The organism is Kineosporia sp. R_H_3, from assembly GCF_002198675.1.
GTDB lineage: Bacteria > Actinomycetota > Actinomycetes > Actinomycetales > Kineosporiaceae > R-H-3.
Window position 1 is genome coordinate 1 of sequence record NZ_MWLL01000007.1, and the last position, 12,160, is coordinate 12,160.

Below are 12,160 nucleotides of genomic sequence, written 5' to 3' on the forward strand. Positions count from 1 at the left end.
GCCGAGGGTCCAGTCCCACAGCTCGAGCATGTCGTGATCTGCGTCCAGTTCATCTTCAAGCCGGGCACCTACGACGACGACTTCCACCATCTCGACGGTCAGATCGACCACTACGCCCGCAGCCTGCCCGGCTTCGACCACGTCGAGACCTACCAATCCGCCGACGGCGTCATCGTCAACGCCATCTACTACTTCACCGACCGTGAAGCCCTCCGCGACCTCGGCCGCTTCCCCCAGCACCTGCAAGCCAAAGAACAAGTCCGCCGCTGGTACGACGGCTACCGCATCATCGTCAGCGACATCACCGCCACCTACGGCGACAACGAACTCGACACGCCGGTCTAGCAGTGCCAGGGAGTCCTGGCAGAGACACACACGACTGACCACGCAATTGATCTTCCGATCCGACGTCGGACGGTCACTTCCGGGCGGGTCCGAACGAGTCTCTCGTCGTGCCTGATCAGCAGCGGGAAGAGTCGTCCTGGCGCGGGCGGGTACGCTCCTCGTGGGCGCACTATGGGCGTGATCTTGGAGAAGCGGCTGTCCGGTGGTGTCCGGCTGTCCCCGGTGGTCATCGACGGACGAAGCGGGCCCCGAAACGACGATGGGCCTGTGACCTGCGGAAACGTAGTGCATTTCCGCTGGTCAGAGGCCCTTTTCTGGTGGCCAGGGGCGGGGTCGAACCGCCGACCTTCCGATTTTCAGAAGACCATCTATGCCACCCGAAGCGGGCCTTGACCTGCAGTGATGCCCTCCCTCGTTGTCTGGTGAGGATCTTCTGGGCGTCTCCTGGGCGAGAATCACCGCAACCTGTCGGCGCTGGCCGTTGCTACCCGGACTGCATGCTCGCGCATCACCTCCAGGGACCGTGGAGGTCGATGGCGATGTCGATGAGCTCGACCGCTCCGTCGGGGGCGTGCTGACCGACGACGGCGACCATCGGGACGAGCCGGCCGGCGGCGATGAGGAGCCGGTACTCGGGACGGCCGGGGAACTGCTGTGGCAGGTCGTCCCAGCCGATAGCGAACCTCTCGATGATCGCCAGCAGTTCGTAGGCCTCGAACTCGGCCGAGGTCGGCTCGTCGTTCGGGCCGCGCTCGTCGCCGAGCTGGGCGTCGATGAGAGCGAAGAAGTCCGGGGTCGCACGGACGACGCGCCGATCAGCCACCGGTGGGTTCGGGCGGTCAGGACGCGTTGCCGCGGAGCCGGGCTTCGCGGTCGAGGACCCGCTGCCGCTGTGCCTCGAGGGCCGGCTGGTACTCGGCGGGCACCTGGTCGAGGTCGTAGATGATCGAGTCCTCGAACGACTGGGCGCGTTCGGCGGGTGTCATGGCCTCGATCTCGCTCACGGTGACGACCCGCCGCATGATGGCCCCTCCTGCCCACGCTGATCCTGTCGACGCTTCCAGGGTAGCCGGGAGGGCCGACAGCCACGAGGACTCGCACGTCTAGGTCGAGGCACCCTGGTGTCGATTCCGTTGGGTTGACCGTCGGGCACGCACTGTTGCGCGTTGCGGGCGGGCAGGTGATCCTCATGTGGCCGGCTCGGACACGGGGGTGTTGCTGCATGGCGCGTCGCAAGGGTGTGTTCGAGCAAGTCCTGGGCTCGATGGCCAAGGCGCGCGCCGCTCGAGAGCGGGAACGTCTGAGGGAGGAGCGGCTGGCCCGGGCCGCGGCCGAGAAGGCGGCCAAGGACGACGCCCGCGCCCAGGCCGCTCGGGAACGCAAGCAGCAGGCTGAGGCGGTCAAGCGCCTCAGGGAGGCCGAGCGTGCCCGGGCTGCGCGTGACCGCGAGCAGCAGGCCGCCGTGGCGAAGGCAGAGCGGGAGGCACGGCAAGCCGCAGCCGCTCGAGAGAAGCAAGCCGAGCTCGAGCGAGCGCGCGCGGAACAAGCGGCCAAGAAGGCAGCGACCCTCAAGGAGAAGACGGCCGCAGCCGAGGCGCGAGCCGCGAAGACCCGCTCCAGGGAAGTGAAGATCGCCGAGGCTGCGCACCGAACCGATGCCGTCGCAGCGGACGACGAGGCATTCGAACGACTCCTGGGCGGCCGGGCCCGCCCCGCGCCGACGGTGTCCGTCGCCGCCGAACGTCGCTTCAACGACGGTGGCCCTGCGGCCATGGTCGGGGCCGTGCTGCACGAGCTGAGCTCGTCGGTGTACCCGGCCGGACTGGACGGTGCAGCAGCGGCCGACTACCGGCCAGAGCTGCGTGAGCTCGTGATCGAGCTCGACCTACCGCGAGTGGATGTCGTGTCCTCGGCAGCCGGCTACCGGTATGTCCAAGCCCGCGACGCCATCGAGCCCGTCCTCCGCAAGCCGGCCGAGACCAAGGCCATCTACGGCCGCCTGATCGCGCGGATCGTTCTCCGGACACTGGCCGAGGCATTCGCGGCCAGCCCGGCGACGATCGTCACCCGTGTCTCCATCAACGGGTACGTCCGTACGAAGGACCGCGCGACCGGACAGCCGATCCGGCCGTGCCTGATCAGTGTCGGCGCCGGCCGAGACGAGATGGACGCCATCCACCTGGACGAACCCGAACTCGACCCAGAGGCTTGCCTGCGACACCTGAACGCGCTGGTGTCGCCGCACCCCTATGACCTGGAGCCTGTCCGGCCATTGGTCACCTTCGACCTGTCTCGCTACAAGTTCGTCGAGGAGATGAACGTCGTCGCAGGCCTAGACAGCAGACCCGACCTCCTCCAACTCAAGCCCGTCGAGTTCGAACACCTCGTCCGCGAACTCTTCGAAGCCATGGGCATGAAGTCATGGGTCACCCAAGCCTCCCGCGACGACGGCGTTGACGCCGTCGTCATCAACGAAGACCCAATCATCGGCGGACTCTGTGTCATCCAGGCCAAGCGCTACTCCCGCATCGTGGGACTCGAGGCCGTCAACGCGCTGGCCGGCGTGATGGACGACAAGCACGCCGCCAAGGGCATTCTGGTCACCACCTCCTGGGTCGGCCAAGCCAGCCGTGAGTTCGCCGCACGCAACGGCCGCATGACCATCATCGAAGGCCGCCAACTGCGGCACCTGCTCAAGGAGCACCTACACATCGACGTACTCATCGGGCTCGATCGTGTACCGCCAGACTGGACCAGCGAAGACCTGGGCAACCAACCTGAGTAGACGGAACGACTCTGCTAGGCAGATGCCGAAGGATCGACCAGCACCAACTCGTCGCCATCGATGCCGTCCGCCAGGAAGAGCTGAGGTTCGCCGGACTGCGCTCCAAGGACCATCTGCATCTGTAGCGAGGCCTGCGCGAAGGCGAGGCTGAGGGGCTGCCCGAAAGCGATCGAACTGTAGAGCTGACCCGCGAACGTTTGCGCTGCGTCGTCGCCGATCGGCTGGTCCATCCCGATGGCGGCGTCGAGGTGTGCCACCGCCTCCTCTGCATGCTCGGCGGACTCGCAAGAGTTGAACACCGCCAGCCTGATGCGCCGACTGCTGACGCTCAAGAGCATCGCCAGCTCCTTGGTGGAGAGGACCCGAGTCAGCCCGTCCTGATCCTCCATGGCCAGCCCATCACGGCTGCTGTGACCAGAGAAGTGGACAACATCAGGCTTTGACTCGTTGAGGCGCTGCAACAGATCGGCGGCTTGCGCGGCGACGGCAAACTCGAAACGAAGAGAATCGCGGTGATCCGCAGATCGCACCTTCTGCTGAATTTCGCGCATCTCTCTATCGATTCGTAGACCCTGCTGATCCTCAGGGCTGGAGGCGATGAAGAGGATGGTGATCGTCTCGGGGACCTGCTGCCACGGGGCGGAGGTCAACAGTCGGCCCTGCTCGTCCAGACGTGCCCTCAATCCCGCCACCTCACGATCATGAGCGGCCTCCTTGCGCCGATCAGCGCGCTCTCGGTCGGCTGCTGCCCTCTTGTCCGCCGCGACGCGCTTGGCCTCCAGCTTCTTCGCCTCAGCCTGTTCCTGATCCCGCAGGTTGGTCTCGGCTTTGTGCACTTTCGCCTGTGCCTTGGCTGCGTTGGCGGCGTGCTTCGCCGCCCTCTCGCGTGCGGCGGAGGCGTCTTCTCGCTTCTTGATCGCCTGCTTCGTGTAGCTGTCCCCGAGACTCGGGCTCTTCGTAGACCTAGCGCTGCGCAGTTTGGTATCAGCTTCACGGTCAAGGGCGGCGGCCCTCTTCTCCTCGGTGACCTGTTTCGCGAGATGTGCTTCCAGTTCTTTGCGGGCACTCGTAACCGACTGGCGGGCAAGACTCACAGACATGTCAGCGACGCTACCCGGGGATGCCGACAAGTCCTCGCTCGTTAGGCGGGCCAGCTGAAAGTGCGAGGTGCATTTCCGCTGAACAGAGGCCCTGTTGTGGTGGCCAGGGGCGGGGTCGAACCGCCGACCTTCCGATCTTCTGCCGCTTCGGGTCCGTCCGTCGGGGTATGGGCCGAGCTTCTGAGCAGGAGTGATCCCCTCAGGTCGTCCCGTTGCGTGTGGCCGAATGCAGCCTCGTTGCTGTCACCCGTACTGTCAGCGGAACGACCACCACTGCCGGGAGGGTATGAGCAAGCACCAGGTCTGCTGGCGTTGCTCGAGGTGGTGGCATTCGCGGGTTCGCCGTCGAAGTGGCTGGCCGCAACATACGGCTAGGCGCCGGGAGCCGCTGCCCCCGCTGCGTGCCCTGGGCCGGTCGTCATGGTGCGGACGAGCTTGGAGAGCGCATTGAGCGGACCAGGGTCGGACGGCGACCATCGCGCACTCGTGGCTGAGTCACGACTCGGCTGTGGGTCACAGCCTCATCGACGTCAGTCGGGCCGCAAGAGGCGCGTCCAGTTGCTCGTGAAGGAACATGGACGCGAGGGCGACCACGAGCTGTGTTGACGGGCCGGGTCGGAACAGCTTGCGGACGCCGTAGGTGGCGACGACTCCAACCGCGATGTGGGCTAGGCCCTTGGCGAGCGGGGTAGGGCTCTGGGCGGTCATGGTCTTCCTCCGGTGTGCTGATGAATGTGACTTCGCCTGTCAGTTCTATCGACCACCGTAGCCCGACCAGCAGGGGCTATGACTCCGCGTGAGCCTGACGGTGGCGCTGATTCGGTGTAGTTTCTATTCGTGGACGCCATCAACGGGCCTGGCACCATCGATGACTTGATCACGGACGCCGTCAGTCGAGGGCACCGTGTGACGGTCCGGCTGGTCACCGATTGGGTCGCTCAGGGGCTGCTCGACCGTCCGGCTCGGCGCCCCAAAGGGCGCGGCAAGGGGTCCGCCAAGGCTGTGTACGGACGCAACCAGCGGATGCTGTTCCTGACCTTGCTCGACAAGAGGCAACAGGGCGCCATTCACGTGCGGAACCTCGCCCAGGTGCCGATCTTCCTGTGGTTGTACTGGGGGGAGGACTACGTCCCCGTCCGCCAGGCGTTGCGGGCGCTCACCACCTGGCTGGGGGACAGCCGGTCCAACCGCGACAGATCGCGGCAGGCCGCGGAATCCATGCTCGGCCTGCTCGACCATCCGTCGGCTACCTCCGCGGCACGCCGTGAGCTGAAAGACGTCTTGGCGGAGATCGCGTACACGGGTCGGCTGGACCGCGACCGTCTGCAGCAGGCGGTCGTGCAAGTGTTCGAGCCGCCCGCGGTATTCGGCCCGCTCGCCAGAGCGCTTGGGCACCCCGGGGCGCCGTTGACCGCCGGGACGGTGATCCGCCTCATCGAGGCCCGCATCGCGGCTGCCACCGAGGTGCGTTCCGGGCGGATCAGCGCGGAGTTCCTCACTCACTGCCGACAGGTCCACCTGGCTGCCCGCTCCGAGTACCTGACTCTCCTGCCCTCGATTGCCGACCACGACTGGGGCGCAGCACGGCAACTGTATGCCGACGTCCTTGGGCCGGATGCTCATCAGGTCTGGTTCGACAGTTGTGGGACTGATCTGCTGACGGTGATCGGATTGGAGATGTCTTCTAGGAAGTCGACCGGAGCATGACGGCATGAGCGCGTGATCCCGCACCCGTCTCCACCGGCGACGGGTGAGGGTCGGCGAGTGATCATTCGCGAGACCGCCGTCGCGGTCTGACCCAGCCACCACGCGTCGCCCGGGATGGTGGTGCGGCTATCGCGCGGCCGGGTAGTCGCTGTCGTTGACAGGTTCGAGCCAGGTGACGACGGTGCCGCTCTCGTCCGCCTGCTGCATCGCTACATGGGCCATGAACCGGTCCGGGGTGGCGCCGTGCCAGTGCTCCTCGCCGGGTTCGATCCAGACGACGTCGCCGGGGCGGATCTCGACCGGGTCGCCGCCGCGTCGGCACGCGTAGCCGATGCCGTCGGTGACGTAGAGGGTCTGTCCCTTGGGGTGGGAATGCCAGAACGTGCGGGCGCCGGGGGCGAACCGGACGTGCGCGCAGCCGATCGCGGTGTGCTCGTCGGGAGTGCGGACCGGGTCGACGAACACGGTGCCGGTGAACGTCTCGGCGGGGCCGGGTGCGGTCCGGCCGGCGCTGGTGGTGACCTTCACGGGGTGTCCTTTCCGTTGCGGTGGAACGGGTCAGGGCTGGAGCAGGGTCTTGATCGCGGTGCGCTGATCCATTGCGGTGTAGGCGTCGGCGGCCTGCTCGAGCGGGAGCGTGAGGTCGAAGACGAGGCCGGGGTCGATGGACCGGGCGAGGATCCGGTCGATCAAGTCGGGCAGGAAGCGCCGGACGGGTGCCGGGCCGCCGTGCAGGTGGACGCCCGAGAAGAACAGGTCCATGCCGGGCAGCTGGACGTCGTGGGTGACGCCGACGTAGCCGACGTGACCGCCGGCGCGGGTGGCGCGGATCGCCTGCATCATCGACTCCTGGGTGCCGACCGCCTCGATCGTGCTGTGCGCGCCGAGGCCGTTCGTCAGTTCCTTGACGGCGGCGACGCCTTCGTCGCCCCGGGCCGTGACGACGTCGGTGGCGCCGAACGACAGCGCGAGCTTCTGCCGGTCCTCGTGCCGGCTCATCGCGATGATCCGCTCGGCGCCGAGCTCGCGCGCGGCGAGGACGCCGAGCAGGCCGACCGCGCCGTCCCCGACGACGGCGACGGTCTTTCCGGGCGCCGCCTGAGCGGCGACCGCGGCGAACCAGCCGGTGCCGAGGACGTCGGACGCCGCGAGCAGCGACGGGACGAGGTCGGAGTCGGGGGTCTCCAGCAGCGGCACCAGCGTGCCGTCCGCGAGGGTGATCCGCGCGTACTGCGCCTGGGCGCCGTCCGGGGCGGCGCCCTCCCGCTGCACGCAGTGGCTCTGGTAGCCGGAGCGGCAGATCTCGCAGGTGTTGTCGGAGGCGAAGAACGAGCCGACGACGAACTGCCCGGCCCGCACGTTACGCACCTCGCCGCCGACTTCCTCGACGATGCCGACGTACTCGTGGCCCATGCCACGGGGGGCGTCGAGGGCCTCGATGCCGCGGTAGGGCCACAGGTCGGAGCCGCAGACGCAGGTCGCGACGAGCCGGATGACGGCGTCGCTGGGCTGCTGGATCGTCGGGTCGGAACGGTCCTCGACCCGGACGTCACCGGGGGCGTGCAGGACGACGGAACGCATGGTGGACCTCCTGGCGGGTCAGCGGGTCAGCGGGTCAGCGGGTCAGCGGTTCGAGGGACGTGTGGACGGTGTCAGGGCGAGCAGCGCCGTGAGGGCCGAGACGGCGCCGAGGGTCATGAGCAGGGCCATCGGGACGGCGGTGTGCTGGCCGCCGAGGCCGGCGAGAGGTGCGGTACCGCCGGCGGCGACCCACATCGTGAAACCGAGCACGGCCGAACCGCTGCCCGGATGGTCGGGGACGGCGGCCGAGGCGAGCGCTCCGGCGTTCGGGACGACCAGACCTACGGCACACATGAGAACGAAGAAGCAGCCGAGCGCGACCAGGAGCGGGGTGCCGAGCCACAGGGCGCCGGCGAGCATGACAAGGCCGGCGGCGAGGGCTGCGAGGAGCCCGGTCAGGACGACGGTGCGGGTGGCGACCCGCCCGGCGAGCCGCGCGGCCGCGAAGGAGGCGAGTGCCATTCCGCCGGCGTTGAGAGCGAAGTCGATCGAGTACGCCATCGGGGACAGGCCGTTCATCGTCTGCAGGACGAACGCCGAGGTCGCGACGTAGGCGAACAGGGCGCCCATCGCCGCGCCGGCGACGAGCAGGTACCCGACGTACTCCCGGCTGCGCAGCACCTGCCGCACCGTGGGCGCCGTCCCGCCCCGGCCCGCCCGGCCGGCGGCACGTGCGGGGACGGTCCGTCCGGCAGCCAACGCGATCGCGACCCCGAAGCCGGCGACGACCCAGAACCCGGCCCGCCAGCCGCTCACCTGGAGCAGGGCCCCACCGAGAAGTGGCGCGACGACCGGAGCGAGACCGCCCACCGCCGCGACGACGTTGAGGACGCGCACGAGGCGGGTGCCGTGGGCGAGGTCGACGACGACGGCTCGGGCCACGACCATGGCCCAGCCGCCCGCGAACCCCTGGACGCTGCGGGCGAGCAGCATGACGGCGATGCTTGGCGTCAGCGCGCACACTGCCGACGCGAAGGCCATGACAGCGAGCCCGGCGAGCAGTGGGCCGCGCCGGCCGTACCGGTCGGAGACCGGCCCTCCCGCGAGCTGCCCGAGCGCCATCCCGGCGAAGAAGGTCGTCAGCGTCAGCTGAACCTGCGTCGCGGTAGCCCCGAGATCGTCTGCCACCCGCGGGAACGCCGGGACGTACAGGTCAGTGGCCATCGGGGCGACCGCCGTGACGAGAACGACGGTCGCGACCAGGGCCGGAGTGACCACGGCTGCCGGCCGGGCGCCGACGACGTCGCCGGCCCGGCGCAGGGTGGTCTCGGACATGCAGAACCTCTCTCTGGCGCGCTCCGGGCGCGCGACGGGGCGACCCGCAGGGGTCAGTGCCCGACGGGGACGGCGGACGGTGAAGCTGCCGGCCCTACCTCTTAGTGCGCTTGAGCTCGCCCGCGAGCGAGCCGGCCTCCCGGCCGAGGAGTTCCGCCCGCTCGGCGTCACCGGCGTCGACTGCGCGCCAGTACTCGACCTTGAGCCGGACGTACCGGCGGCGCAGCGCGATCTGCTCCGCCTCCCGGGCGAGCCGCTCGTCCTGAGCCTGCAGCAGCGCGATCTGCTCCCGAGCGGCCGTCGGCCCGAGCCGGCCGTTCGCGACGTAGTCCTTCATATCGCTCACGGACATGCCGGTGGCCGCCAGGCAGGCAAGCCACGTGACCTGGTCGAGGTCCGCCTCGGTGTACAGCCGATGCCCGCTGCTCTCCCCGCGGCCCACCGGCTCTATGACGCCGATCGACTCGTAGTACCGCAACGTGCTCGCCGGAAGCCCGGTCAGGGTGGCCACGTCCTTGATCGTGTATACGGCGGCGGTGGCGGGTCGGGAAGTCACGAGACCTACGGTAGAAAACTTCAAGTACTCGAAGTCAACCCCTACCTTGTTCGAGGCCTCGCACCGCGGTTCGCCGCTCCGTGCGCCCGGCCCGGACGTGGCTCGAACCCGTCGTCCGGTTCAGCCGACGGGGACCTCGAGCCCGGCGAGGAGCTTGCGGAACGGCGTCCGATCTCGTCGCGGATGTCGCGGACGTCGTCGACGGCGCGGCCGGCCGGGTCGTAGAGGACCCATTCCTCGTACCACCTGCCGGGGAAGACCAGGCAGGCGTCGCCGCTGCCCATGGTGATCACGACATCGGCGGCTCGGACGGTCTGGTCGGTCCAGGCTTGGGGAACTCGCCGGCGATGTCGATGCCGTGTTCGTGCATGCCCCCGACGGCGACGGGGTTGGGCAGGTTCGAACGATGAGCGTCTCGCTGCTGATCTGGGGTGTCCGCCGGTTCCGGGTGTGGACGTGGTGGCGGATTGCCCTGGGCAGACCGTTGGGCAAGATCTTGGCGTTCGGAGGATCTCTCTCGAGTGACCGGCGGAATGGACGAGTCAGGACCGCGCCTCGTGCATTCACGCAAGGAGCAGTGGGCGAGCCTCGGTCAGGGCCGGTCGACGAGGACCTCGACCGTGGGCGGGGCCTCGACGTCGAGGTCGAGTGCGCCGTCCGCGCCCACCGACCACGACACCCGGACCTCGCCGTGCGGCGTGCGCAGCGAGGCCTTCGCCCAGGTGATGCCGCCGCCCGGCCGCGGGGCGACCCGGATCCGGCGGTAGCCGGGCTCGAGCGGCTCGATCCCGCCGATGGTGCGGTGCATCCAGTCGGCGACGGCGCCGAGGGCGTAGTGGTTGAAGCTGGTCATCTCGCCGGGGTTGACCGAGCCGTCGGGGAGCAGGGAGTCCCAGCGCTCCCAGATCGTCGTGGCACCCATCGTGACCGGGTAGAGCCAGGACGGGCAGCCTCGCTCGGTGAGCATCCGGTAGGCCGCGTCGAGGTTGCCGGTCGTGGTCAGCGCGTCGAGCACGAAAGGAGTACCGGCGAAGCCGGTGGAGACCTTGTACCCGGCGTCGGCAACGAGGTCGGCGAGCCGCTTGCCGGCGGCGTTGCGCTGGGTGTCGTCGAGCAGGTCGAAGACGATCGCGAGGGCGTAGACGGTCTGGCAGTCGGAGCGCATGGTGCCGTCGGGGCCGACGTAGTGCTCGACGAAGGCGTTCCGCGTACGGTCGCGCAGGCCGGCGAACCCGGCGGCGTCGTCGTCGTGGCCGAGCAGGGCCGCGGTGCGGGCGGCGATGTCGAAGGTCCGGACCGCGGACGCGGTCGCGACGACGCCGGTGTCGGCCTTGGCCTCGAACGGGCTCTCCGGCGGGGCGGTCGGGTCGAGCCAGTCGCCGAACTGGAACCCGTTGTCCCACAGACCGTTCGCGGAGAACAGCGACGCCTCGCGGCGGGCGTGCGCGACCATCGCGGGGTACTGCCGGCGCAGCGCCTCGAGGTCGCCGTAGGCCTGCCAGAGCGCCCAGGGCACCCAGGCGGCGGCGTCCGACCAGATCGCCGTCGTCTCCGCCCGCGGGAAGAACTCGGGGAGCGGGTCGTACTTGAGGTTGTCGGGGACGACGTGCGGGACGAGCCCGTCGCGGGCGGCCTGCTCGGCGTCGAGGTCGGCGAGCCAGTCGCCGAGGAAGTCGGCGACGTTGTACAGGTAGGCCGCTGACGGCGTGAAGGCGGCGATGTCGCCGGTCCAGCCCAGGCGCTCGTTGCGCTGCGGGCAGTCGGTTGGCAGGTCGAGGAAGTTCCCCTTCTGGGACCAGACGACGTTCTCGTGCAACCGGTTGAGCAGCGGGTCGGAGCACTCGAAGGTCCCGGTCCGCTCCAGGTCGGAGTGGACGACGATCGCCTCGATGACGTCGGCCGCGTTCTCAAGGGTGAGCTCGCCCGGGTAGCCGTCGACGTCGGCGTACCGGAAGCCGTGGAAGGTGAAGGTCGGCTCGAAGACGTCGTCCGTGTCGGGCGAGCCGGACAGGACGAACCGGTCGGTGGCCTCCGCGGTGCGCAGCGGGCGGGTGCTCAGCTCGCCGTCCGGCTCGAGGACCTCGGCGTGCCGGACGGTCACCGTCGCGCCCGCCTCGCCGCGGGCGCGCAGCCGGACCCAGCCGACGAGGTTCTGCCCGAAGTCGACGACGGTCCGCCCGGACGGCGCGGTCCACACCTTCTGCGGTGCGACGGCTTCCTGCCGGTGGACGGCAGGCCCGATGTACGGCACGAGGGTTGCGGGGTCGCGGTCGACGACGTGGACGCCGTGCCAGCCGGCGGCGTCGCAGACGTCGGCGCCGGTGGCGAGCCAGGCGTCGTCGCGCAGCCGGGCGTCGATCGTCTGCCCCATGTAGAGGTCGTTCGCGGTCGTCGCCGACGGCCCGGCTCGCCACGAGGTGTCCGTGCCGGCGACCTGGACGTGACCGTTGGCGAACGTCACTTCGAGCTCGGCGAGCCCGGCCAGCTCTGAGCCGTAGACGGCCTTGCTGCCGAGAAAGCCGAGGTGCCCGCGCCACCAGCCGTTGCCGAGTGCGAGGCCGATGACGACCGGGTCGCCCGCGGTCGCCGCACGGGCCACCGCCGCGGTGACGTCGTACTCCCGGTACCGCAACCGCCACTCGTACGACGACCATCCCGGCGTCAGCACGTCCTCGTCGGTCCGCTGCCCCGCGACGTACGCCTCGAGCACGCCGTGCGCGGTCGCCAGCAGCCGCGCCGCCACCACCTCCCCGTGCCCGGCATCGAGCGGCACCTCGCCGCGCAGCAGCGGCGCACCGGCGAGGTCCTCGT

The 12,160-nt window shown here is 69.4% G+C and carries 11 protein-coding genes and 1 pseudogene; 3 read left to right on the top strand and 9 right to left on the bottom strand.

From position 1 onward, the window contains the following. Positions 1 to 345 (top strand): hypothetical protein (locus ECOMGDLI_RS00355; RefSeq protein WP_233153242.1); only part of this gene is annotated, 345 nt, incomplete at its 5' end. 508 nt (positions 346 to 853) lie between these two features. On the opposite strand, the gene ECOMGDLI_RS00360 is transcribed toward ECOMGDLI_RS00355, so the two are convergent. Together ECOMGDLI_RS00360 and ECOMGDLI_RS00365 are read right to left on the bottom strand one after the other, a co-directional pair. Beyond that, positions 854 to 1,168, bottom strand: a complete 315-nt coding sequence (locus tag ECOMGDLI_RS00360) for a hypothetical protein (RefSeq protein ID WP_088312507.1) — start codon at positions 1,166 to 1,168, stop codon at positions 854 to 856. 16 nt (positions 1,169 to 1,184) lie between these two features. Continuing rightward, positions 1,185 to 1,367 (bottom strand): hypothetical protein, encoded by a 183-nt coding sequence (locus tag ECOMGDLI_RS00365; protein WP_088312509.1) that lies wholly within the window; start codon positions 1,365 to 1,367, stop codon positions 1,185 to 1,187. Between the two features lie 200 nt (positions 1,368 to 1,567). On the opposite strand from ECOMGDLI_RS00365, the gene ECOMGDLI_RS00370 reads away from it, so the two are divergent. Beyond that, entirely contained in the window at positions 1,568 to 3,130 is a 1,563-nt protein-coding gene (locus tag ECOMGDLI_RS00370) for a restriction endonuclease (RefSeq protein WP_088312511.1), read from the top strand. Between the two features lie 14 nt (positions 3,131 to 3,144). Here ECOMGDLI_RS00370 and ECOMGDLI_RS00375 read toward each other — a convergent pair whose 3' ends face one another. Further along, positions 3,145 to 4,230, bottom strand: a complete 1,086-nt coding sequence (locus ECOMGDLI_RS00375) for a CHAT domain-containing protein (protein ID WP_088312512.1) — start codon at positions 4,228 to 4,230, stop codon at positions 3,145 to 3,147. Positions 4,231 to 5,067: 837 nt separating this feature from the next. On the opposite strand from ECOMGDLI_RS00375, the gene ECOMGDLI_RS00385 reads away from it, so the two are divergent. After that, on the top strand, positions 5,068 to 5,937 hold the full coding sequence (locus ECOMGDLI_RS00385) for a hypothetical protein (RefSeq protein ID WP_088312516.1): 870 nt from the start codon (positions 5,068 to 5,070) through the stop codon (positions 5,935 to 5,937). Positions 5,938 to 6,063: 126 nt separating this feature from the next. Here the strand turns inward: ECOMGDLI_RS00385 and ECOMGDLI_RS00390 are convergent, their stop codons facing one another. The 6 genes and pseudogenes from ECOMGDLI_RS00390 to ECOMGDLI_RS00415 form a co-directional block, all read right to left on the bottom strand. After that, on the bottom strand, positions 6,064 to 6,465 hold the full coding sequence (locus ECOMGDLI_RS00390; RefSeq protein WP_088312518.1) for a cupin domain-containing protein: 402 nt from the start codon (positions 6,463 to 6,465) through the stop codon (positions 6,064 to 6,066). Between the two features lie 30 nt (positions 6,466 to 6,495). Further along, positions 6,496 to 7,518 carry a zinc-dependent alcohol dehydrogenase family protein gene (locus tag ECOMGDLI_RS00395; RefSeq protein WP_088312520.1) on the bottom strand — a complete coding sequence of 341 codons (1,023 nt, stop codon included), beginning with the start codon at positions 7,516 to 7,518 and terminating at the stop codon, positions 6,496 to 6,498. 42 nt (positions 7,519 to 7,560) lie between these two features. Continuing rightward, positions 7,561 to 8,793, bottom strand: a complete 1,233-nt coding sequence (locus ECOMGDLI_RS00400) for a multidrug effflux MFS transporter (protein WP_088312522.1) — start codon at positions 8,791 to 8,793, stop codon at positions 7,561 to 7,563. Between the two features lie 94 nt (positions 8,794 to 8,887). Next, positions 8,888 to 9,349 (bottom strand): MerR family transcriptional regulator, encoded by a 462-nt coding sequence (locus ECOMGDLI_RS00405; RefSeq protein WP_198954399.1) that lies wholly within the window; start codon positions 9,347 to 9,349, stop codon positions 8,888 to 8,890. A gap of 120 nt (positions 9,350 to 9,469) precedes the next feature. Then, a pseudogene (locus tag ECOMGDLI_RS36545) lies at positions 9,470 to 9,740 on the bottom strand (low molecular weight phosphatase family protein); the annotation flags it as partial. 201 nt (positions 9,741 to 9,941) lie between these two features. Beyond that, on the bottom strand, positions 9,942 to 12,160 hold a 2,219-nt coding region (locus tag ECOMGDLI_RS00415; protein ID WP_088312523.1), incomplete at its 5' end, for an alpha-L-rhamnosidase.

Excerpts from the sequence above, each read along its gene's own strand:
- ECOMGDLI_RS00365 (WP_088312509.1), bottom strand. The coding sequence starts at position 1,367 with ATGCGGCGGGTCGTCACCGTGAGCGAGATCGAGGCCATGACACCCGCC.
- ECOMGDLI_RS00370 (WP_088312511.1), top strand. The coding sequence starts at position 1,568 with ATGGCGCGTCGCAAGGGTGTGTTCGAGCAAGTCCTGGGCTCGATGGCC.
- ECOMGDLI_RS00375 (WP_088312512.1), bottom strand. The coding sequence starts at position 4,230 with ATGTCTGTGAGTCTTGCCCGCCAGTCGGTTACGAGTGCCCGCAAAGAA.
- ECOMGDLI_RS00395 (WP_088312520.1), bottom strand. The coding sequence starts at position 7,518 with ATGCGTTCCGTCGTCCTGCACGCCCCCGGTGACGTCCGGGTCGAGGAC.
- ECOMGDLI_RS00400 (WP_088312522.1), bottom strand. The coding sequence starts at position 8,793 with ATGTCCGAGACCACCCTGCGCCGGGCCGGCGACGTCGTCGGCGCCCGG.